The organism is Pseudomonas sp. C9-3, assembly GCF_032392015.1.
Classification (GTDB): Bacteria; Pseudomonadota; Gammaproteobacteria; order Pseudomonadales; family Pseudomonadaceae; genus Pseudomonas; species Pseudomonas nitroreducens.
Window position 1 is genome coordinate 1,614,530 of the sequence record NZ_CP135919.1, and the last position, 22,048, is coordinate 1,636,577.

16 protein-coding genes are annotated in these 22,048 nt (G+C 64.9%); 9 read left to right on the top strand and 7 right to left on the bottom strand.

What is annotated here, in order from left to right; translation table 11 throughout:
• Positions 1–8: 8 nt before the first annotated feature.
• From RS899_RS07395 to gloB, 7 genes are all read right to left on the bottom strand, one after another.
• A complete protein-coding gene (locus tag RS899_RS07395) occupies positions 9–1,619 on the bottom strand; it encodes an ABC transporter ATP-binding protein (RefSeq protein ID WP_054907726.1) in 1,611 nt (536 codons plus the stop codon).
• 1 nt (position 1,620) lies between these two features.
• The gene (locus RS899_RS07400) at positions 1,621–2,640 is read right to left on the bottom strand and encodes an ABC transporter permease (RefSeq protein WP_054907725.1); all 1,020 of its coding nucleotides are present in this window, start codon (positions 2,638–2,640) and stop codon (positions 1,621–1,623) included.
• 4 nt (positions 2,641–2,644) lie between these two features.
• Positions 2,645–3,727 (bottom strand): microcin C ABC transporter permease YejB, encoded by a 1,083-nt coding sequence (locus RS899_RS07405; protein ID WP_024763285.1) that lies wholly within the window; start codon positions 3,725–3,727, stop codon positions 2,645–2,647.
• Positions 3,727–5,592: an extracellular solute-binding protein gene (locus tag RS899_RS07410; RefSeq protein ID WP_054907724.1), complete on the bottom strand. Its 1,866-nt coding sequence runs from the start codon at positions 5,590–5,592 to the stop codon at positions 3,727–3,729. The genes RS899_RS07405 and RS899_RS07410 overlap by 1 nt, the downstream gene beginning before the upstream one ends.
• Positions 5,589–7,418, bottom strand: coding sequence for an extracellular solute-binding protein (locus RS899_RS07415; protein ID WP_315809513.1), 1,830 nt, complete (start codon positions 7,416–7,418; stop codon positions 5,589–5,591). Before RS899_RS07415 ends, RS899_RS07410 begins: the two co-directional genes overlap by 4 nt.
• 117 nt (positions 7,419–7,535) lie before the next feature.
• Positions 7,536–9,161: a LysM peptidoglycan-binding domain-containing protein gene (locus RS899_RS07420; protein WP_054907722.1), complete on the bottom strand. Its 1,626-nt coding sequence runs from the start codon at positions 9,159–9,161 to the stop codon at positions 7,536–7,538.
• 79 nt (positions 9,162–9,240) lie between these two features.
• Entirely contained in the window at positions 9,241–10,035 is a 795-nt protein-coding gene (gene gloB, locus RS899_RS07425; RefSeq protein WP_315809514.1) for a hydroxyacylglutathione hydrolase, read from the bottom strand.
• Positions 10,036–10,124: 89 nt separating this feature from the next.
• Here gloB and RS899_RS07430 point away from each other — a divergent pair, with 89 nt between their 5' ends.
• From RS899_RS07430 to nudC, 9 genes are all read left to right on the top strand, one after another.
• Complete coding sequence (locus RS899_RS07430; protein ID WP_024763290.1) at positions 10,125–10,880, top strand: class I SAM-dependent methyltransferase; 756 nt, start codon at positions 10,125–10,127, stop codon at positions 10,878–10,880.
• 11 nt (positions 10,881–10,891) lie between these two features.
• On the top strand, positions 10,892–11,335 hold the full coding sequence (rnhA, locus tag RS899_RS07435; RefSeq protein WP_024763291.1) for a ribonuclease HI: 444 nt from the start codon (positions 10,892–10,894) through the stop codon (positions 11,333–11,335).
• Between the two features lie 71 nt (positions 11,336–11,406).
• Positions 11,407–12,144 carry a DNA polymerase III subunit epsilon gene (gene dnaQ / locus RS899_RS07440; RefSeq protein WP_054907720.1) on the top strand — a complete coding sequence of 246 codons (738 nt, stop codon included), beginning with the start codon at positions 11,407–11,409 and terminating at the stop codon, positions 12,142–12,144.
• Positions 12,145–12,351: 207 nt separating this feature from the next.
• Entirely contained in the window at positions 12,352–14,604 is a 2,253-nt protein-coding gene (locus RS899_RS07445; RefSeq protein ID WP_054907719.1) for an Orn/Lys/Arg decarboxylase N-terminal domain-containing protein, read from the top strand.
• Between the two features lie 106 nt (positions 14,605–14,710).
• On the top strand, positions 14,711–16,897 hold the full coding sequence (locus RS899_RS07450) for a putative bifunctional diguanylate cyclase/phosphodiesterase (protein WP_315809515.1): 2,187 nt from the start codon (positions 14,711–14,713) through the stop codon (positions 16,895–16,897).
• Between the two features lie 190 nt (positions 16,898–17,087).
• Positions 17,088–18,431 carry an amino acid permease gene (locus tag RS899_RS07455; RefSeq protein ID WP_054907717.1) on the top strand — a complete coding sequence of 448 codons (1,344 nt, stop codon included), beginning with the start codon at positions 17,088–17,090 and terminating at the stop codon, positions 18,429–18,431.
• Between the two features lie 238 nt (positions 18,432–18,669).
• Complete coding sequence (locus RS899_RS07460) at positions 18,670–19,482, top strand: crotonase/enoyl-CoA hydratase family protein (protein WP_315809516.1); 813 nt, start codon at positions 18,670–18,672, stop codon at positions 19,480–19,482.
• Positions 19,483–19,524: 42 nt separating this feature from the next.
• Entirely contained in the window at positions 19,525–21,198 is a 1,674-nt protein-coding gene (locus RS899_RS07465; protein WP_315809517.1) for a ferrous iron transporter B, read from the top strand.
• Positions 21,198–22,037 carry an NAD(+) diphosphatase gene (nudC, locus tag RS899_RS07470; RefSeq protein ID WP_054907714.1) on the top strand — a complete coding sequence of 280 codons (840 nt, stop codon included), beginning with the start codon at positions 21,198–21,200 and terminating at the stop codon, positions 22,035–22,037. Before RS899_RS07465 ends, nudC begins: the two co-directional genes overlap by 1 nt.
• Positions 22,038–22,048 lie beyond the last annotated feature (11 nt).

Genomic DNA, 22,048 nt, shown 5'->3' on the forward strand with positions numbered 1-22,048 from the left:
ATGTGAGGTCAGGTCGGTGCCGGGACCATGAACGCTGCTTCCAGCAGTTGCTGTGTGTACGCATGCTGCGGCGCGGCGAAGACATCCTCGGCCATGCCCTGTTCGACCACCTTGCCATGGCGGATCACCATCAACTGGTGGCTGAGGGCTTTCACCACCGCCAGGTCGTGGCTGATGAACAGGTAGGTCAGGTTGTACTTGGTCTGCAGGCCGCGCAGCAGCTCGACAACCTGGCGCTGCACGGTGCGGTCCAGTGCCGAGGTCGGTTCGTCCAGCAGGATCAGCGCTGGCTTGAGCACCAGCGCTCGGGCAATGGCGATGCGCTGCCGCTGGCCTCCGGAGAACTCGTGGGGGTAGCGGTGTCGGGTGTCCGGGTCGAGCCCGACCTCCCTGAGCGCATCGATGATCGCCTGCTCGCGTTCCTCGGCTGTGCCCATGCCATGGATCTCCAGGCCTTCGCCGACGATCTGGCCCACCGACATGCGCGGGCTGAGGCTGCCGAACGGATCCTGGAAGACTACCTGCATCTCGCGCCGCAGGGGCCTGACTTCCGCCTGGTTCATGCCTTCGATGGCCTGTCCCTCGAAGCGGATGCCGCCCTGGCTGTTGATCAGGCGCAGAATGGCCAGGCCGAGGGTCGACTTGCCTGAGCCGCTCTCGCCGACGATGCCCAGGGTCTGGCCACGCGGCAGGCTGAAGTCGATGCCGTCCACGGCCTTGACGTGATCGACGGTCTTGCGGAACACGCCTTTCTTGATCGGGAACCACACGCGCAGGTCGTCGACCTCCAGCAAGGGCGCTCCTGGCTCGTTCTGTGCGGGGGTACCACTGGGCTCGGCTCCGAGCAATTCGCGCGTGTAGGGGTGCTGGGGGGCCTCGAAGAGGGCTTCGCAATCCGCTTGCTCGACAATGCAGCCGCGCTGCATCACGCAGACGCGGTGGGCGATGCGCCGCACCAGGTTGAGATCGTGGGTAATCAGCAGCAAGGCCATCCCCAGCCGCTCCTGCAACTCACGCAGCAGGTCGAGGATCTTCAGCTGCACGGTGACGTCCAGCGCCGTGGTCGGTTCGTCGGCGATCAGCAGTTCCGGCTCGCAGGCCAGGGCCATGGCGATCATCACCCGCTGGCGCTGACCGCCGGAGAGTTCGTGCGGATAGGCCTTGAGGCGGCTGGCCGGGTTGGGGATGCCCACCAGCTCCAGCAGCTCCAGCGTGCGCGCGCGTGCCTGGGCGCCGTTCATGCCCTTGTGCAGCGCCAATACTTCACCGATCTGCTTCTCGATGCTGTGCAGCGGGTTCAGCGAGGTCATGGGTTCCTGGAACACCATGGCGATGCGGTTGCCGCGAATACCCCGAAGTTTGCGCTCGGGCAGCTTGAGCAGGTCCTTGCCGGCGTAATGGATGCTGCCCGAAGGATGGCTGGCAGTGGGGTAGGGCAGCAGGCGCAGGATCGAGTGCGCGGTCACCGATTTGCCGGAGCCGCTTTCGCCCACCAGTGCCAGGGTCTCACCCTTGCGGATGTCGAAGCTGATGTGTTCCACCGCGCGCACCTGCTCGTCGCCGCAGAGGAAATCGACGGACAGGTCGCGGACTTCGATGAGGTTCTCGTTCTGGTTCATCTCACTTCCTCGGGTCGAAGGCATCGCGGGCCGCTTCGCCGATGAATACCAGCAGGCTCAGCATCACGGCCAGTACCACGAAAGCGGTGATGCCCAGCCAGGGCGCCTGCAGGTTGGACTTGCCCTGGGCGACCAGCTCGCCCAGCGACGGCGCGCCGGCGGGCAGGCCGAAGCCGAGGAAGTCCAGGGAGGTCAGGGTGCCGATCGCGCCGGTGAGGATGAAGGGCATGAAGGTCAGGGTGGAGATCATCGCGTTGGGCAGGATGTGGCGGAACATGATCGCCCCGTTGCGCATGCCCAGGGCGCGCGCCGCGCGCACGTACTCCAGGTTGCGGCCACGGAGGAACTCGGCGCGCACCACGTCCACCAGGCTCATCCAGGAGAACAGCAGCATGATTCCCAACAGCCACCAGAAGCTCGGCTGCACGAAGCTGGCGAGGATGATCAGCAGGTAGAGCACCGGCAGGCCCGACCAGATTTCCAGGAAGCGCTGGCCGAGCAGGTCGATCCAGCCGCCATAGAAGCCCTGCAGTGCGCCCACGACGACGCCGACAATGGAGCTGAGCACGGTGAGGATCAGGGCGAACAGCACCGATACGCGGAAGCCGTAGATCACCCGTGCCATCACGTCGCGGGCTTGGTCATCGGTGCCCAGCCAGTTCTCCGCGGTGGGCGCCGAAGGAGCCGGCACGCGCAGGTCATAGTTGATGGTGTCGTAGCTGTAGGCGATCGGCGGCCAGAGGATCCAGCCGTCCTTCTGCGCGATCTGCTCGCGCATGTACGGGCTCTTGTAGTTGGCCTCCATGGGGAACTCGCCGCCGAAGGCGGTTTCCGGGTAGCGCTTGACCACCGGGAAGTACCACTGGCCGTCGTAGTGGATCGCCAGGGGCTTGTCGTTGGCGATCAGCTCGGCGCCCAGGCTGAGGATGAACAGCGTGAGGAACAGCCAGAGCGACCACCAGCCACGCTTGTTGGCCTTGAAGCGCGCCCAGCGGCGCAGATTGATGGGAGAAAGGCGCATCGGATTACTCCCGGTTCTCGAAGTCGATGCGCGGATCGACCAGCGTGTAGAGGACGTCGCTGACCAGCTTCATGATCAGGCCGAACAGGGTGAAGATGAACAGCGTGCCGAACACCACCGGGTAGTCGCGGTTCAGCGCCGCCTCGAAGCTGAGCAGGCCCAGGCCGTCGAGGGAGAAGATCACCTCGATCAGCAGCGAGCCGGTGAAGAAGATGCCCAGCAGGGCCGAGGGCAGGCCGGCGATGATCAGCAGCATGGCGTTGCGGAACACATGGCCGTAGAGCACGCGGCGTTCGGTCAGGCCCTTGGCGCGGGCGGTGACCACGTACTGCTTGCCGATCTCGTCGAGGAAGCTGTTCTTGGTCAGCAGGGTGATGGTGGCGAAGTTGCCGATCACCAGGGCGGTGATGGGCAACGCCAGGTGCCAGAAGTAGTCGCGGACCTTGCCGGCCCAGGTCAGTTCGTCGAAGTTGTTGGAGGTCAGCCCTCGTAACGGGAACCAGTCCCAGTAGCTTCCGCCGGCGAACAGCACCACCAGCAGGATGGCGAAGAGGAAAGCGGGGATCGCGTAGCCGACGATGATCGCCGAGCTGGTCCAGACGTCGAAATGGCTGCCGTGGCGCACCGCCTTGGCGATGCCCAGCGGGATCGACACCAGGTACATGATCAGCGTGCTCCAAAGCCCCAGGGAGATGGAGACGGGCAGCTTCTCGACGATCAGGTCGGTGACCTTGGCATCGCGGAAGAAACTCTGGCCGAAGTCCAGGTGCACGTAGTTCTTGAGCATGATCCAGAAGCGTTCGGGTGCCGGCTTGTCGAAGCCGTACATCTTTTCGATTTCCTTCACCAGCTCCGGGTCCAGGCCCTGGGCCCCGCGATAGTGCGTACCCGCCGCGGCCACTTCGCCTCCGCCGCCGGAGATACGCCCGGTGGCGCCGCCGCTGGCGGCATCGAAGCCTTCCAGCTTGGCGATCATCTGTTCCACCGGGCCGCCGGGGGCGGCCTGGATGATGATGAAGTTGATCAGCAGGATGCCGAACAGGGTGGGGATGATCAGCAGCAGGCGCCGCAGGATGTAGGCCAGCATCAGTTGGCCCCTTGGGCGACGGCGCTGTCAGCTGGCGCTTCGGCTGCAGCCTTGGCTACGGTCTTGGTCGGCTCGGCTTTTTCGCGGGCCTGCCACCAGGTTTGCAGCGCATAGCTGTAGGGCGGCAGCTTTTCCGGGTGGGCGATGCGGTTCCAGTAGGCGATGCGCCAGTTGCCCAGGTACCAGTTGGGCACCACGTAGTGGCCCCAGAGCAGCGCGCGGTCGAGGGCGCGCGCGTGGCGCACCAGGCTTTCGCGGGAGCCGGCGTTGATCAGGCCTTCGACCAGGGCGTCGATGCCCGGATCGCGCAGCCCGATGAAGTTGCGGCTGCCCGGCTTGTCGGCGCTGCTGGAGTGCCAGAACTCGCGCTGCTCGTTGCCCGGCGAGCTGGATTGCGGCCAGCTGCTGACGATCATGTCGTAGTCCCGCGAACGCAGGCGGTTGATGTACTGCGAGACGTCGACCCGGCGCAGCTGCATGTCGATGCCCAGCTCCGCGAGGTTGCGCTTGAAGGGCAGCAGCACACGCTCGAAGTCGGCCTGGGCGAGCATGAACTCGAAGCTCAGCTGCTTGCCGTCCGGACCGACCATCTTGTCGTTCTCGATCTTGTAGCCGGCCTCCAGCAGCAGTTGGTAGGCCTTGCGCTTCTGCTCGCGGATGATGCCGCTGCCGTCGCTGGTGGGCGGTACGTAGACCTGGGTGAAGACCTGCGGTGGCAGCTTGTCGCGCAGCGGTTCGAGGATTTTCAGCTCTTCCGCGTCAGGCAACTCCTTGGCGGCCATCTCGGAGTTCTCGAAGTAGCTGCCGTCGCGCAGGTAGGAGCCGAAGAACAGCTGCTTGTTGGTCCACTCGAAGTCGAACAGGTTGGTGATCGCTTCGCGCACGCGCGGGTCCTGGAACACCGGGCGGCGGATGTTGAAGGCGTAGGCCTGCATGCCCCACGGATTACCGTTCACCGGCTCCTCGCGGACGATGCGGCCGTCACGCACGGCGGGCGAATCATAGGCGGTCGCCCAGTTCTTCGCGATGCGCTCGTCGTTGAAGTCGAATTGCCCGGCCTTGAAGGCCTCCAGGGCGACGGTCAGATCGCGGTAGGACTCCACCACCACGGCGTCGAAGTTGTTGAAGCCGCGGTTCACCGGCAGCTTGTCGCCCCACCAGTCCTTGACCCGCTCGTAGCGGATCGAGCGGCCGGCCTCGACCTTGGCGATGCGGTACGGTCCGCTGCCCAGCGGCGGTTCCATGTTGGTCTTGTTGAAGTCGCGGTTGGCCCACCAGTGCTTGGGCAGGATCGATAGCTGGCCAAGGATCAGCGGCAGTTCGCGGTTGTCGCCGTGCTTGAAGTCGAAGCGCACGCGCAGCTTGTCCTCGGCCACCACCTTGTCGACGTCCGCGTAGTAGTTGCGGTACATCGGGTCGCCATCCTTCATCAGCGTCTCGAAGGTGAACACCACGTCCTCGGCGGTGACCGGCGTGCCGTCCTGGAAGCGTGCCTCGGGGCGCAGGTAGTAGCGCACGAAACGGTGCTCCGGATCCTTCTCGATCTTCTCGGCGAGCAGGCCGTATTCGGTAAACGGCTCGTCGAGGGAGTGGAAGGTGAGGGTGTCGTAGATCAGGTTGATCTGCGGCGCCGAGTTGCCCTTGGCGATGAAGGGGTTGAGGCTGTCGAAGCCGCCGAAGTCGGAGAGACGCAACGTGCCGCCCTTGGGCGCATCGGCATTGACGAAGTCGAAATGCTTGAAGTTCGCCGGGTATTTCGGCGCCTCGTCATACAGGGTGATGGCGTGCTGCGGCGCGGCCTGCGCACTGCCCAGCAGTCCCAGCAACAGGCCGGCGCAGAGCGCGGCGCGGCGGGGGCTTTTCATAGGGTGTTCTCCTGGTCTTTTTGCCACCACGCGCGCAGGCCCAATGTATAGGGCGGCGTGGTGACGAAGGCGAAGCGGTTGCGGTACGCCAGTCGATGTTTGTTCAGGTACCAGTTGGGAATGCTGTAGTGCTGCCACAGCAGCACCCTGTCCAGGGCGCGAGCGGCGGCTTCCTGCTGGTCGCGGTCAGTGGCGCCCAGCAGTTTTTCGAGCATCGCGTCCACTACGGGATTGGCGATGCCCGCATAGTTCTTGCTGCCCTTGACCGCCACCTGGCTGGAATGGAAGTACTGCCATTGTTCGAGGCCGGGGCTGAGGGTCTGTGGCAGGGTCATCAGAATCATGTCGTAGTCGAACTGGTCCAGACGCTGTTTGTACTGGGCGCGGTCCACGGTGCGCAAGCTCGCATCGATACCGATGCTGGCGAGGTTCTCGCGATAGGGCTGGAGTATCCGCTCCAGGCTGGGATTGACCAGCAGGATTTCGAAACGCAGCTGTTTGCCGTTGGCATCCAGCAGCCGGTCGCCGGAGAGCTTCCAGCCGGCTTCGGCCAATAGACCCAATGCGTGGCGCAGGGTTTCCCGCGGGATGCCGGCGCCCTTGGTCACCGGTACGGTGAAGGGACGCTTGAACAACGCTTCGGGTAGTTGCTGGCGATACGGGGACAGCAGCAGCCATTCCTTCCCCTGGGGCGCCCCGGTGGCGGCGAAGGTGCTGTTGGGGTAGTAACTGCTGGCGCGCGCGTAGGCGTCGTTGAACAGGGCGCGGTTGGTCCACTCGAAGTCGAACATCATCCCCAGCGCCTCGCGCAGGCGGCGGTCGGCGAAGGTCGCCCGGCGGGTGTTGAGGAACAGCGCCTGGGTCTGGGTGGGGATCTGGTGGGGGATTTCCACCTTGACGACCTCGCCCCGGCGAACCGCCGGGAAGCGGTAGTTGCTGCGCCAACTCTTCGCCTGGTGCTCGATGTAGATGTCGAATTCGCCGGCCTTGAAGGCTTCGAAGGCGATGCCGGCGTCGCGGTAGAAGTCCACCTCGACGCGGTCGAAGTTGTACTTGCCGCGGTTCACCGGCAGGTCCTTGCCCCACCAGTCCTTGACCCGCTCGAACACCAGGCGACGTCCCGGCACTACTTCGGTGATCCGGTACGGCCCGCTGCCCAGTGGTGGATCGAACGTGGTGGCCTGGAAATCGCGGCCTTTCCAGTAGTGTTGCGGCAGCACCGGCATTTCGCCCAGGCGCAGGATCAGCAAGGGGTTGTCGTGGCGCTTGAAGACGAAGCGGATGCTCCGAGCAGAAAGGATGTCGACCCGCTGCACTTCCTGCAGGTTGGTGCGGTACATCGGGTGGCCGTGTTTGAGCAGGGTGCGGTAGGAAAACGCAACGTCATAGGCAGTGATCGGCTTGCCGTCGTGGAAGCGTGCTTCCGGGCGCAGGTTGAACACCACCCAGCTGCGGTCCTCGGCGTACTCCACGCTGCGGGCGATCAGGCCGTAGCTGGAGGCGGGCTCGTCACCGGAGGGGTCATACAGACCGGTACCGACCATCAGCGGCTCGTTCAGCTCGCTGACGCCGTACTGCAGGAAGTCCGCGGTGCTCACCGGCGGGCTGCCCTTGAAGGTATAGGGGTTGAGTGTGTCGAAGGTGCCCAGGCCCATCAGCCGCAGCAGGCCGCCCTTGGGAGCGTTGGGATTGACCCAGGCGAAGTGGTCGAAACTGGCCGGGTATTTGAGGTCGCCGAATTGCGCGTACCCGTGGCTTTCGGTGATCTGGGCGGAGGCGGGGACGCCCAGGAAGAGTCCCAGGAGCAGGAGAGACAAGCGACGCATCAGGCGTAGGATCCGATCCTGGCTGGCTGAGGGGTAATTGCGTCGTACAGTAGCAGCTTGTCCCTGCCGCCAGAAGTCATGCAACCGGGGCATGCAGGCCCCGGCGCAGAAGTGGGATCAGCGGCTCGCGGTGTCGAGGTACAGCGTGATGGTCTGGCCAGGCTTAAGAGCCTTGCCACTGCGTGGGTTCCAGCGCTTGATGTGCTGCATCTCGACGTTGAAACGCTTGGCGATCAGGTACATCGAGTCGCCTTGCTTGACCTTGTAGTAGGTCGCGGTGTCCTGCTTGGCCTTGGCTTTGCTGTTGGCCGCCAGTTGGGTGGCGGCGGCGCTCTGCAGCTTGAGAGTCTGGCCGGGCTTTACGCCGTGGCTATCCAGACCGTTCCAGCGCTTGAGGTCGGCCACCTCGACGCCGTTTTTCTTGGCGATCTGCCAGAGCGTGTCGCCATTCTTCACGGTGTAGCTGCGGGTAGCGACGCGCGCGCTGGCGGTGGTCTTCGAACTTTCCACCTGGGCCAGTTGGCGCGGGTTTTCCGGCTCGATGACCGGGCGGCCCGGCTGGCCGGGGATCACCAGGGTCTGACCGTTGCGCAGGCGGTTGGCGCTCAGGCGGTTGGCGGCCTTGAGCTCGGCGACACTCAGGCGGTAGCGCTGGGCGATGCTGTGCAGGCTGTCGCCCTTGCGTACCCGATAGCGGCTGCCGGAGCTAGTTGCCACGGTGGCAGCCAGGGGCTTGAGTTCGACAGGCTGCAGGTTGGCGACACCAGCCTTGAGGGAGTCGGCCTTGTTCAGCGGCACCAGCAGGTGATGCGGGCCGTCGAGGGTCACGCCACGCTTGAAGGCGGGGTTGAGCTGCTGGAGTTCGTCCTGGTCCAGGTCTGCGACTGCGGCGACCTGGGAGAGATCCAGGCCTGGCTTGACCCGGATCGAGGTGAAGTAGGGCTGGTTGGCGATGGGGCTGAGGTTGATGCCATAGATGGCCGGTGCGTTGACCAATTGCGACAGGGCCAGCAGCTTGGGCACATAGTCCTGGGTTTCCTGCGGCAGCGGCAGGTTCCAGTAGTCGGTAGGCAGGCCGAGGTTTTCGTTGCGCTCGATGGCGCGGCTGACGGTACCTTCGCCGGCGTTGTAGGCCGCCAGGGCGAGTAGCCAGTCGCCGTTGAACATGTCGTGCAGACGGTTCAGGTAGGTGAGCGCGGCATTGGTCGAAGCAGTGATGTCGCGGCGACCGTCATAGAAGTTGGTCTGGCGCAGGTTGAAGTGCGTGCCGGTGCTGGGGATGAACTGCCACAGGCCCACGGCCTGGGCGCGCGACACGGCCATCGGGTTGTACGAGCTTTCGATCATCGGCAGCAGAGCGAGCTCCAGCGGCATGTCGCGCTCTTCCAGGCGCTCGACGACGTAGTGCATATACGGTGCGCCGCGCTCGCTGGCGTTCTCCAGGAACGACTGGTTGCTCATGAACCACAGGCGCTGGCGCTCGATGCGCGGGTTGGTATTGAGCTGATCCTGCAGCTGGAAACCGCCGCGCATGCGCTCCCAGATGTCGTTCTGGGCCGTGGACCATGCCGGGTTGAACTGTCTGTCGATCGCACGCGCCGCGGTTGGGCGAGAGGGGGTATCGAAGTCGACCCGCTTGGATGTCTGGCAGCCGGCGAGGCCCGCTGCGAGCAGGACGATGGAGACTCGGATGGCGCGTGCCAATGCGTCTAGATCGGAGGTCTTTCTGGTCTTGGGCGGCATTGGCTGATGACTTTGTCCGGGGCAAAAATTTCGGCGATTCTAGAAACCACGCCTCCCCTGGTCAAGATTTCGCCAACGTTCAGAACTGGTCCTTCCAGCGGCGAATGGTCGCAAAGACCTCTTCCGGCGTGCGGATTTGCTGGCCATCCCGCTCGTCGGCCATTTTCTTAACGGATGTTTCTGACACGCGAAGGAAAGGATTCGTAGCTCTCTCCAGGTCAATGGAAGAAGGCAGGCTGATCTTCCCCTGTTCGCGCCAGCGGCTGACCTCTTCGAAGCGCGCGAGGACTTCCGGGTTCTCCGGTTCCACCGCGCAGGCGAAGCGGAGGTTGCTGAGGGTGTATTCGTGTGCACAGTACACAGCGGTGTGGCCGGGCAAGGCGGCCAGCCGGCTCAGCGATGCATGCATCTGGGCCGGTGTGCCTTCGAACAGGCGGCCGCAACCTGCTGCGAACAGGGTATCGCCGCAGAACAGCAAGGGTTGCTCTTCATCGTCATGGCTGTCAGTCGAGTGGAAATAGGCGATATGCCCAAGGGTATGGCCCGGGACATGGATGACCTCGAAATCCAGTCCGAGCACCTCCACATGGTCGCCGTCTTCCAGCGCCAAGTCGCGCCCTGGAATCTTTTCTCCGGCAGGTCCCAGCACGCGGGCGCCGGACGCGGCCTTGAGGCGAACGACGCCCCCGACATGGTCGGCATGGTGATGGGTAATGATGATATCGGTCAGCTTCCAGCCCGGATGGGCCAGCAGCCATTGCTCGACCGGTGCGGCGTCACCCGGATCGACCACGGCGCATTCGCGGCGGGTCACATCCTGCAACAGCCAGAGGTAGTTGTCGGAAAAGGCGGGCAGGGCATCTATCTGTATCATGGGTGGAAAGTCGCCAAGTGGTGGGCATTGGCGCATAGTAGTGCGGATACGCACTTTTGTGTCGCGCTGTGCCACAGGGGGACGTGATGATCGAAGAACCCTTCGCCCAGGCCGATGCCGACTGGCTGGAGCTGATCGACCAGGCTCGCCATTGGCTGTCCGGGCCGATTGGCGGAATGATGCTCGCCGAAGAGCAGCAATTGCTGATCGATGAGCTGGAGCGCTATTTCGGCGGTTACCTGGTCCATTACGGGCCGCATGCGGAGTTGCCGGCCAGCGTCGGCAACATCCAGCGCGGCGTACGCCTCGGGCCGCCGCTGCCCGGCGTGGAGATCGCCTGCGACGAAGCGGCCTGGCCGCTGGGCGAGCATGCCGCGGATGTGGTGCTGCTGCAGCATGGCCTGGATTTCTGCCTGTCACCGCACCGTTTATTGCGCGAAGCCGCGCGCAGCGTGCGTCCCGGTGGGCACCTGCTGGTCGTCGGGGTGAATCCCCGGAGCGCCTGGGGCATCCGCCACTACTTCGCCCGCGACGCCTTGCGTCGCGCCCGCTGCATCTCGCCTGGCCGGGTCTGCGACTGGCTCAATCTGCTGGGCTTCGCGCTGGAGAAACGCCGCTTCGGGTGTTATCGTCCGCCGCTTGCATCGGCGAAATGGCAGGGCCGTCTGGCCCGCATGGAAACCTGGGGCCCCGTGCTGCAGGGCTCCGGCGCCGGCTTCTATCTATTGGTGGCGCGCAAGCTGGTGGTCGGTCTGCGGCCCCTGCGTCAGCCCCGTCGTGAACCGCGCGGCCAACTGGTGCCGCTGCCGGTGGCCAAGGTCAGTCGTCGCGATTCCGAGTCCTGAAAGCGAGCCAAATGAGCGAAGAGAAAGTCGAGATCTACACCGACGGCGCCTGCAAGGGCAACCCGGGACCGGGGGGCTGGGGCGCCGTGCTGTTCTACAAGGGTGCCGAGCGCGAGTTGTGGGGCGGCGAGGCCGAAACCACCAACAACCGCATGGAATTGATGGCCGCCATCATGGCCCTCGCCGCGCTCAAGCGGCATTGCGACGTGCGCATCGTCACCGATTCGCAGTACGTCATGCAGGGCATCACCGAGTGGATGGTCAACTGGAAGAAGCGCGGCTGGAAGACTGCCGCCAAGCAGCCGGTGAAGAATGCCGACCTGTGGCAGGCGCTGGACGAGCAGGTGAACCGGCATACTGTCGAATGGCGCTGGGTGCGCGGCCACACCGGCCATCCCGGCAACGAGCGTGCCGACATGCTCGCCAACCGCGGCGTGAGCGAACTACCCCGCTAAGCGTCCAGCATCAGCATCAAGCTCGCCTGGATCAGTCCGGGCGAATCAACCGCAAGAAGGTTTCACACAGAATGCGCAGCGTCGTACTCGATACTGAAACGACCGGTATGCCGGTCACCGACGGCCACCGGATCATCGAGATCGGTTGCGTCGAACTCGAAGGTCGCCGCCTGACTGGCCGGCACTTCCACGTCTACCTGCAGCCCGACCGCGAGATCGACGAGGGCGCCATCGCCGTCCACGGCATCACCAACGATTACGTCAAGGACATGCCGCGCTTTCGCGAGGTGGCCAATGACTTCTTCGAGTTCATCAATGGCGCGCAGCTGATCATCCACAACGCGGCGTTCGACGTTGGCTTCATCAACAATGAGTTCGCCCTGATCGGTCAGAGCGAGCGCGCCGAAGTCGCCGACTACTGCTCTATCCTCGACACCCTGCTGATGGCCCGCGAGCGCCATCCGGGACAGCGCAACAACCTCGATGCGCTATGCAAGCGCTATGGCGTCGACAACTCCGGCCGTGATTTGCACGGCGCACTGCTCGATGCCGAGATTCTGGCCGACGTCTACCTGGCGATGACCGGTGGCCAGACCAGCCTGTCGCTGGCGGGCAATGGCGCCGAAGGTGACGGCAGCGGGCGCGCCACGGCCACGGCGATTCGCCGCCTGGCGGCCGAGCGCGGATTGACCCGGGTGATCCGCGCCACCGATGCGGAAATCGAGGCGCATGTTGCGCGCCTGGCGGTGATCGAGAAGTCCGCTGGCGGCCCGTCGCTGTGGGCGCAGATGGAAGCGCCGAAGGAGTGATCCTCTGCGTTGACCGAGAAAAGGCCCCTGAACAGGGGCCTTTTCATTTCTGTGGGCGCTAGCCAGAGCAAATCGCTCGAGGTGAGCGTTCCTGTCAGCCACGCGACGTTTTCGTACAGCCGTCAGTCCAGCGCATTCCCCTACATTCCGTGAGCCCATACTCTGAAGAGGATCGACGCCAGTCGTACGTCTTTTCAGGGGTTCACAATGTACAAAGACCTAAAATTCCCCATCCTAATCGTTCACCGCGACATCAAGGCCGATACCGTGGCCGGCGACCGGGTGAGGGATATCGCGCGGGAGCTGGAGCAGGACGGCTTCAGCATCCTCTCCACTGCGAGCTCCGCGGAGGGGCGCATCGTCGCCTCCACCCACCATGGTCTCGCCTGCATCCTGGTCGCCGCCGAGGGGGCGGGGGAGAACCAGCGGTTGCTGCAGGACGTGGTGGAGCTGATCCGCATGGCACGGGTGCGCGCGCCGCAATTGCCGATCTTCGCCCTTGGCGAGCAGATGACCATCGAGAACGCGCCGGCCGAATCCATGGCCGACCTGCACCAGTTGCGCGGCATCCTCTATCTGTTCGAAGACACCGTGCCGTTCCTCGCCCGCCAGGTCAGCCGTGCTGCGCGCAAGTACCTGGAAGGTTTGCTGCCGCCTTTCTTCCGCGCACTGGTGGAGCACACGGCGCAATCCAACTATTCCTGGCACACGCCCGGCCATGGTGGTGGCGTGGCGTATCGCAAGAGCCCGGTGGGGCAGGCCTTTCACCAGTTCTTCGGCGAGAACACCCTGCGTTCGGACCTCTCGGTCTCTGTGCCTGAACTGGGCTCGCTGCTCGATCACACCGGCCCGCTGGCCGAGGCGGAGGCTCGCGCCGCGCGCAATTTCGGCGCCGACCACACTTTCTTCGTGATCAACGGCACCTCCACGGCGAACAAGATCGTCTGGCATTCCATGGTCTGCCGCGATGACCTGGTGCTGGTGGACCGCAACTGCCACAAGTCGATTCTCCACTCGATCATCATGACCGGCGCCATCCCGCTGTACCTGACGCCGGAGCGCAACGAGCTGGGCATCATCGGGCCGATCCCGTTGTCCGAGTTCAGCCGCGAATCCATCGCCGCGAAGATAGAGGCCAGCCCGCTGGCGCGTGGCCGCGAGCCGAAAGTGCGGTTGGCGGTGGTCACCAATTCCACCTATGACGGCCTCTGCTACAACGCGCAGATGATCAAGCAGGCCCTGGGCGACAGCGTCGAGGTACTGCACTTCGACGAAGCCTGGTACGCCTACGCGGCGTTCCATGAGTTCTACGGCGGCCGCTACGGCATGGGCACCCGCCGCGATGACAGCGGCCCGCTGGTGTTCACCACTCACTCCACGCACAAGATGCTCGCGGCGTTCAGCCAGGCCTCGATGATCCACGTGCAGGACGCAGGCTCCCGGCGCTTCGAGCAGGCGCGCTTTAACGAAGCTTTCATGATGCACATCTCCACGTCGCCGCAGTACGGCATCATCGCCTCGTTGGATGTGGCCTCGGCAATGATGGAGGGCCCGGCGGGGCGTTCGCTGATCCAGGAAACTTTCGACGAGGCCCTGAGCTTCCGCCGGGCGCTGGCCAACGTGCAGCAGAACCTCGCCGAGGATGACTGGTGGTTCTGCGTCTGGCAGCCGCCGGGCGTCGAGGGGACCGACGAGGTGAAAACCCGCGACTGGGTGCTGGAGCCCAATGCTGACTGGCACGGTTTCGGCGACGCGGTGGAAGACTACGTCCTGCTCGACCCGATCAAGGTGACCCTGGCTACGCCGGGCCTGACCGCTGGCGGCCGCCTGGATTCGCGGGGGATTCCCGCCGCGGTGGTCAGTCGCTTCCTCTGGGAGCGCGGGTTGGTGGTGGAGAAGACCGGGCTGTATTCCTTCCTCGTCCTATTCTCCATGGGCGTGACCAAGGGCAAGTGGAGCACGCTGGTCACCGAGTTGCTGGAGTTCAAGCGCAGCTACGATGCCAACCAGCCGCTGGCGGATGCGCTGCCCAGCGTCGCCCAGGCCGGCGGTGCGCGATATGCAGGCATGGGCCTGCGCGACCTGTGCGATGAACTGCACCGCTGTTATCGCGACCACGCCACGGCGAAGGCGATGAAGCGCATGTACACGGTGCTCCCGGAGATCGCCATACGCCCGGCCGACGCATACGCACAGCTGGTGCGCGGCGAGGTCGAGGCGGTACCTATCGATCGGTTGGAAGGGCGCGTTGCCGCGGTGATGCTGGTGCCATATCCGCCAGGAATCCCGCTGATCATGCCGGGGGAGCGGTTCACCGAATCCACCCGTTCCATACTCGATTACCTGGCCTTCGCCCAGAGTTTCGAGCGCAACTTCCCCGGCTTCGATTCGGACGTCCATGGCCTGCAAGTGCGCGAGGTAGACGGGGAGCGGCGCTATACCGTGGAGTGCTGCAAGTGACCGTCCGGCTCCTGACAGAAGTGACATACATCACTGTATGAAAAGTAGAACTATCCTTGTGCGCATCGGTAAAGGGAGAACTTGAGGAAAAAGGGAGGTTTCCCCTATGCGCTGTCCCGTGACGTTGCCGAATGAAAGCGAGCGCCTGAGCGCACTCGCCGACTATGGATTCGACGACGAAAGCCTGCTGCCCAGCCTGGACCCGGTGGTGCAGATTGCGGTCCGCATGTTCGGCATGCCCGTTGCGGCGGTGAACATGATCGGCAGTGACCATGTGTTCTTCGCCGCCGCCACAGGCATCGGCGAGGTGGACATGGGGCGCGACGTTTCATTCTGCGCCCATGCCATCGCCCAGGACGGAGTGATGGTGGTGGGCGACGCCAGCCGCGACGAGCGCTTCCACGACAATCCGCTGGTGACCGCGCCCAATGGCGTGCGCTTCTATGCCGGCGTGCCGCTGCTGTCGGTGGAAGGGCAGGCGTTGGGTGCTCTCTGCATCATCGACAGCAGGCCCCACGAGGACTTTTCCGGCGAGGACCGCGAACGCCTGGTCGAGCTGGCGCGCATGGCGTCGGACCGGCTGGAGCTGCGGCGCATCGAAGTCGCCTCGTCGCGCACCCGGCCCTTGTTCGAGGAGTACGCCGGCACCTCACCCACGCCCGTGGTGTGGTTCGACTGCTGGGGCGAGATCGGCGCCTGGAACGAGGCAGCGGCCAACCTGTTCGGTTACGACCTGGTCGAAGGCAGTGGGCAGGCCTTCGAGCTGCTGCTGCCCGAGCGTGAGCGCGCGTCATTCCGCGCGTTGATCAGCGGAGCCAGCGACGCCACTTCCCTGGACGGCGTGGCCGTGCCGGGGGAAATCACCGGCGTGCGCAAGGACGGCTCCGAGCTGTCCCTGGGCCTGACGCTGTTCAGTTGGTCGGAGAAGGGCAAGCTCAAGTTCGAGGCCGTACTCAAGGACCTCACCGCCCGCCATCAGGAGGAAGAAGCGCTGCGCCAACTGGCCAGCGTCGACGTGCTCACCGGATTGGCCAACCGTGGCCAGTTCTATCGCCGAACCGAGGAACTGCTGGTGCAGTCGCGGCCGGCGACGGTACTGATGATCGATCTGGATGGCTTCAAGGACGTCAACGACTCCCTTGGCCATGCGGTCGGTGACGGCATCCTGCGGCAAGTTGCCGAACGGTTGGAGCGTCTGGCAACTGACGGCGCAACGGTCGCGCGGATCGGCGGCGACGAGTTCGCCATCCTCGAGCCCAACCTGCTTTCGCCGGAACACGCCATGCGTTTCGCCCAGGCCGTGATCGCCAGCATCGCCGAGCCGATCCTCATCGATGGCCATGAAATCCACGTTGCCGCCAGTTGTGGCGTGGCGCTGGCGCCGCTGCATGCCCAGGAAGCGCTGGAGCTGGTCGGCGACGCCGACCTGGCCCTGTTCAAGGCCAAGATCAGCGGGCGCAGCCATGCCTTCGTGTTCGTCCCGGCGCTGAAGATGGAGGCGGCAGCGCGGCATCTTTACGGCATGGAGCTGCACCGCGCGGTTGCCAATGGGGAGTTCCTGCTGTTCTACCAGCCCCAGGTCAGCCTGCGCGATGGCTCGCTGCGTGGCGCCGAAGCGCTGATCCGCTGGCAGCATCCGCAGCGCGGCCTGCTGTCGCCGGCGGCTTTCCTGCCGTCGCTGGAAGGCGGGCCGCTGGCGGCCATCGTCGGCGCCTGGATCCTGGACGAGGCCTGTGCCCAGGCGGCTTACTGGCGGCGCAACGGTGCGCCGGACCTGCGTATGGGCGTCAATCTGTTCGGCGCGCAGTTCCGCATGGGCAACCTGGTCACCCAGGTGCTGGAGGCGCTGGAACGCCACGGCCTGCCGGCCGAGGCGCTGGAGCTGGAAATCACCGAGAACATCGTGCTCAACCACGACGACAGCGTGCTCAGCACCCTGCAGAGCCTGCGCTCCTATGGGGTCGGCATCGCCTTCGACGACTTCGGCACCGGCTACGCATCGCTCAGCCTGCTCAAGACCTACCCCCTCTCGCGCATCAAGATCGACCGCACCTTCGTCATCGGCATGCTGGAAACCCAGCAGGACCTCTCGGTGATCCGCGCCATTCTCGACATGGCGCGCAGTTTCGACCTGGAAACCATCGCCGAAGGCATCGAGACCACCGCGCAGCGCGACCGCCTGCGTGCTGAACGCTGCAATGAAGGGCAGGGCTACCTGTTCGCCAAGCCGATGCCTGCGCTGCAGCTCGAGCAGCTGTACGGTCTCGGCGAGCGCCAGGTCGGCCGGGCCTGAGCGACGGATTTTCTGCAGCGACATTGACCGTGCGGGGCGAAACCGTTCGAAACGGGCGGTGTCGCCTCGCAAATCGGTTTCCTCCTTTGCCCGCCGCTGTCTACCCTGTAGGACAGATCGCTGTTCTGCACCTTCGCAGGGGCAGGGCAATTAAATGAAAAGTACAGGTCGCGGCTTCTAAGGAGCGCAGATGGCGGAAGCGAAAAAGGGCAGCATGGGATTCTGGAGCTGCACTGCGCTGGTGGTCGGCAACATGGTCGGGTCTGGGGTATTCCTGCTGCCGTCGAGCCTGGCGGCATTCGGTGGGCTCAGCCTGTTCGGCTGGCTGGTGTCGAGCACCGGGGCGGTGATCCTGGCCTTCACCTTTGCCCGGCTCGCCCGGCTCAACCCCGGTGCGGGCGGCCCCTATGCCTATACCCGCGACGGTTTCGGCAGCTTTGCCGGCTACCTGTGTGCCTGGACATACTGGAAAGCCGCGTGGATTGGCAACGCGGCCATTGCCGTCACCCTGGTGGGCTACCTGCGGGTGTTCATTCCGGCGCTGGCCGATCCGCTGTTGATGGTCGCCACAGCCATTGGCGCGATCTGGCTGTGCACCCTGATCAACCTGCGTGGTATCACCGCCTTCGCCGTGGTGCAGAACTGCCTGACCGCGCTCAAGCTGATACCGCTGCTGCTGGTCGGCATCCTTGGCTGGTTCCACTTCAATCCGGACTACCTGACCATCCCGGCGCCGAGCGAACTGCCGAACATGGGATACGCCCAGGCCATCGCCACCACGGCGGCGCTGACGCTCTGGTCGTTCATCGGCCTGGAGTCGGCTACCGTGCCGGCGGACGACGTGCGCGACCCGAAGAAGACCATTCCCCGCGCCACGCTGTTCGGCACCCTGGCGGCTGCCTCGGTGTACATCCTCTCGATCACTGCCGTGCAGGGCCTGATGCCGCCGGAGGTACTGGCCAAGTCCACGTCGCCGTTCGCCGATGCCGCGCGCATCCTGCTGGGCAACTGGGGTTACTACCTGGTCGCGGGCGGCGCAGTGATCGCCTGCCTGGGCGCGCTCAATGGCTGGGTGCTGCTGCAGGGCCAGATTCCGGTGGCACCGGCCCGTGACGGGCTGTTCCCCGAGTCCCTGGGCAAGCTCAACAAGAACGGCGCGCCGGCCAATGGGCTGCTTTCTTCCGGGCTGCTGGTGACGGCATTGGTGATGGTCGACGGCCACGGCGAGCTGGTGGAGGTGTTCAACGTCATCATCCTGCTCGGCACCATGACCGGTGTCGTGCCGTACGCCTTCTGCACCGCGGCGCTGCTGCAGATGCTGGCGACCAAGCCGGAGTCCTTCTCCCCACGCTCGCGCCCGCAGGTGCTGGCCATCGGTTGCCTGGGCTTCCTCTATTCGCTGTGGGCGCTCTATGGCACCGGCGAACAGGCGATCTTCTGGGGCTTCCTGGTGTTCATGGCGGGCATCCCGATGTACACCTGGCGGCAGTACCGTAATCGCGTGCAAGGGCTACCGATGGCGGCCGGCGACTGATTGTCGCGTACCGGGCCTTGCAGCCAGATCAAGCACTTGCTGGCCGATCTGCGAGCCAGTTCCCGCCCGATGCCGTGGGCTGCGTCACAGACCACGGCATCGACTTTTAGTTTCGCCTTGTTATAGTGACGCGATTTCCAAAATCTGATTCCCAGCACGAATAAGAACTGTTGGCCCGGGCTCCAGCGGCACTGCGCCGCACCCAGACGAGAAGCAGGGCATACCCGAGGACATCCCCGTGAAAGAATACAAAGCCTTCCGCATCGAGCTGGCGGACAAGATCGCCCATGTGCAGATCAACCGTCCGGAAAAACTCAACGCGATGAATGCCGATTTCTGGAAGGAAATCATCGATATCTTCCAGTGGGCCGATGAAACGGATGAAGTCCGTGTCGTGGTCCTCAGCGGCGCCGGCAAGCACTTCTCCGCCGGTATCGACCTGGCGCTGCTGGCCCAGGCTGCCAGCCAGCTGGGCAAGGACGTCGGCCGCAATGCCCGCGCCCTGCGCAAGACTATCCTCCAGCTGCAGGGCTCCTTCAACGCCGTGGACAACTGCAGCAAGCCGGTCCTCGCGGCGATCCAGGGCTACTGCATCGGCGGTGGCATCGACCTGATCTCCGCCTGCGACATGCGCTACTGCAGCGCGGACGCGCAGTTCTCCATCAAGGAAATCGACATGGGCATGGCTGCCGACGTCGGCACCCTGCAGCGCCTGCCGCGCCTGATCGGCGACGGCATCATGCGCGAACTGGCCTACACCGGGCGTAACGTCAATGCCGAGGAAGCCCAGCGTATCGGCCTGGTCAACAGCGTTTACGCCGACCACGCCTCGCTGTTCGACGGCGTGATGGAGCTGGCCCGGCAGATCGCCGCCAAATCGCCGATCGCCATCCGCGGCACCAAGGAAATGATCGGCTACGCCCGCGACCACCGCGTCGAGGACGGCCTGGAATACATCGCCACCTGGAACGCCGCGATGCTGCAGTCCGCTGACCTGCAGGTCGCCATGATGGCGCACATGAGCAAGAAGACCGCCGAGTTCGCCGATTGATGTCCGTCCACTCTTCTTGCGCGCAGGAGGCGCACTAGGCCGATGGTTACTGGAGCCACGTCCCTCAGTCTGGTCCGCGACGAGCTGTTCGCCACGATGGAGGAGGCCGAGCAGAACCTCGAGCACTTCATCGCCGAGCGTCAGAACGGCAGCCTGCTGCAACATTCCGTCGATTGCCTGAGCCAGATTCGCGGCACGCTGAACCTGATCGAGCTGGCGGGTGCCGAGCTGCTGGCGCAGGAAGCGCTGGACCTGGCCACCGACATTCCCACCGGGGTCAGCGAAGACCGCGACGGCCAACTGGCTGCGCTCGGCAATGCGCTCTATGTGCTGCGCCGCTACCTGGAAAACCTCGAGGCGCACCGTCAGGAAATCCCCGAGCTACTGCTGCCGGCGATCAACGACGTGCGCCAGGCCGCTGGCCAGCCCGCGCTGCCGGAGAGCTTCTTCTTCAGTGCGCGCCTGGACCTGCCGCGCCCGCTGCGCGCCGTTACCGCGCCGCAGGTGGACGACCCTGCGCGTGAAGTCCGCCGCTTGCGGCAGATGTACCAGGTCGGCCTGGTAGGACTGATCCGCGAACAGAATCTCTACCCGAGCCTCAAGCTCATGGGCCGCGCACTGGGCAAGCTCGACGTGCTGCTGGGCAGTGCGGCGCGCACTCGCCTGTGCTGGGTCGGCGCCGGCGCGCTGGAAGCGCTGGTCGACGCGCAGATGCTGCCACGCAAGACACGCAAGCTGGTGTTCTCGCGCCTGGATCGCGAGCTCAAGCAACTAATCGCCAACCCGCAGTACGAAGCGCCGCGGCAGTTGCTCAAGGAACTGCTCTATCTCACCACGCTGGCCGACACCGGCGGCGTGCGCGCCACTGAGCTGCGCCAGGTGTTCGGCTTGGCACCGCTGCCGTTCACCGATCACCTGCTCGAAGACGAGTCGCAACGCCTGTCCGGCCCCGGCCAGTCGGTGATGCGTTCGCTGTCGGTGGCGATCCGCGAGGAGCTCACGGCGGTGAAGGACCAGCTCGACCTGATCGAGCGCGGCGTTTCCCAGGCCGATGCGCTGGGCATCCTGCACACCCAGTTGGGCAAGCTGGCCAAGACCCTGGGCATGGTGGGCCTGAATTCTGCCGCCACGTCGCTGCAGCACCAGCATGGCGTGGTCGCCGGCTGGGTCGCCAAGGGCGCGGTGGACGATCCGGCTGCGCTCAACGCATTGGCCGACGCGTTGCTGTACGTCGAAAGCATGGTCGGCAACCTGGAGCGTGGCGAGCGCATGAGCGCGCGCCCGGCACCGATGGGCGAGGACGATTCCTTCGCCGTGCATCAGCTTGCCGAAGCGCGCATTGTGGTGATCGACGAAGCCCAGTCGGGCCTGGCGCTGGCCAAGCGCGCGATCACCGCGTACCTGGAATCCAACGGCGACAAGCTGCACCTGGCCAACGTCCCGATCAGTCTGCAGGCAGTGCGCGGCGGCCTGTGGTTCCTCGGCCAGGAGCGTGCGGCATTGCTCGTGGGTGCCTGTGCCGATTACATTCAGGGGCAGATGATCGAGACGACCCAGATGCCGTCCGAGCAGATGCTGGAAACCCTGGCCGATGCTCTGACCGGCCTGGAGTACTACCTGGAGGGTGGAGCCATGATGCGGCCTGAAGGCCAACCCGACGTCCTGGACGTCGCCAGCGAGAGCGTCAAGGCCCTGGGCCTGACGGTGGCTGCCTGATGCGTACCGGGCGTTGGGAATCCTCGATGTTCGAGGTGGCTACGAACGGTGGCTGGGCGCTCGCCCATTGCCAGCAGCAGTTCCTTGCCGACAGCAACGGCGTGCTGTTTCCCCGTGACTGGCTCAAGCGCCAGGACCTTTCCGTGCTTTCCGAGCACGCCGTCGGGCAGTTCGATGGCGAGCCGGTGTACCTGCTGGAAGTCGATCGTACCGACCCGCTGGAGGGTGCCAGCTGGATCGGCCTGCGCCAATTCATGATGCAGGCCGAGGAAGACATCTTCGCCATGCTCGGCTTCGCCAGCCAGATCGGCATCTGGTGGCGGCAGAACCGCTTCTGCGGCAGCTGCGGGCAGCCCAATCAGCGCATGCCCCGCGACCGCGCCATGCAGTGTGAAAGCTGCGGCATCCAGCGTTATCCGCTGCTGTCGCCGAGCATGATCGTGCTGGTGACCCGTGGCGATGAGGTGTTGCTGGCCCGTTCGCCGCGCTTCGTGCCGGGGATGTACAGCACCCTGGCAGGTTTCGTCGAGCCGGGCGAGTCGGTCGAGCACTGCGTCGCGCGCGAAGTGCGCGAAGAGGTGGGCGTCGAGATCGGCAATATCCGCTACATGGGCAGCCAACCCTGGCCGTTCCCGCATTCGCTGATGTTCGGCTACCACGCCGAGTACGTCAGCGGCGAGATCGTCATGCAGCCGGACGAGATCGAGGATGCCCGCTGGTTCCACGTCGACGAGCTGCCGCGCCTGCCGGCCGAGCGCTCCATCGCCCGCTACCTGATCGAGGTCTACCTGGCGCGCCGCGCCGGTCGTCCCGATCCCGTCCTGCCCGGCGGCGCCTGACTCCAGGCGCC

Coding starts and splice junctions, on each gene's coding strand:
- RS899_RS07450 (WP_315809515.1), top strand. CDS start 14,711: ATGCGCTGTCCCGTGACGTTGCCGAATGAAAGCGAGCGCCTGAGCGCA.
- rnhA (WP_024763291.1), top strand. CDS start 10,892: ATGAGCGAAGAGAAAGTCGAGATCTACACCGACGGCGCCTGCAAGGGC.
- RS899_RS07395 (WP_054907726.1), bottom strand. CDS start 1,619: ATGAACCAGAACGAGAACCTCATCGAAGTCCGCGACCTGTCCGTCGAT.
- RS899_RS07405 (WP_024763285.1), bottom strand. CDS start 3,727: ATGCTGGCCTACATCCTGCGGCGCCTGCTGCTGATCATCCCCACCCTG.
- RS899_RS07465 (WP_315809517.1), top strand. CDS start 19,525: ATGGTTACTGGAGCCACGTCCCTCAGTCTGGTCCGCGACGAGCTGTTC.
- nudC (WP_054907714.1), top strand. CDS start 21,198: ATGCGTACCGGGCGTTGGGAATCCTCGATGTTCGAGGTGGCTACGAAC.
- RS899_RS07455 (WP_054907717.1), top strand. CDS start 17,088: ATGGCGGAAGCGAAAAAGGGCAGCATGGGATTCTGGAGCTGCACTGCG.
- RS899_RS07445 (WP_054907719.1), top strand. CDS start 12,352: ATGTACAAAGACCTAAAATTCCCCATCCTAATCGTTCACCGCGACATC.
- gloB (WP_315809514.1), bottom strand. CDS start 10,035: ATGATACAGATAGATGCCCTGCCCGCCTTTTCCGACAACTACCTCTGG.
- RS899_RS07400 (WP_054907725.1), bottom strand. CDS start 2,640: ATGCGCCTTTCTCCCATCAATCTGCGCCGCTGGGCGCGCTTCAAGGCC.
- RS899_RS07415 (WP_315809513.1), bottom strand. CDS start 7,418: ATGCGTCGCTTGTCTCTCCTGCTCCTGGGACTCTTCCTGGGCGTCCCC.
- RS899_RS07410 (WP_054907724.1), bottom strand. CDS start 5,592: ATGAAAAGCCCCCGCCGCGCCGCGCTCTGCGCCGGCCTGTTGCTGGGA.
- RS899_RS07420 (WP_054907722.1), bottom strand. CDS start 9,161: ATGCCGCCCAAGACCAGAAAGACCTCCGATCTAGACGCATTGGCACGC.
- dnaQ (WP_054907720.1), top strand. CDS start 11,407: ATGCGCAGCGTCGTACTCGATACTGAAACGACCGGTATGCCGGTCACC.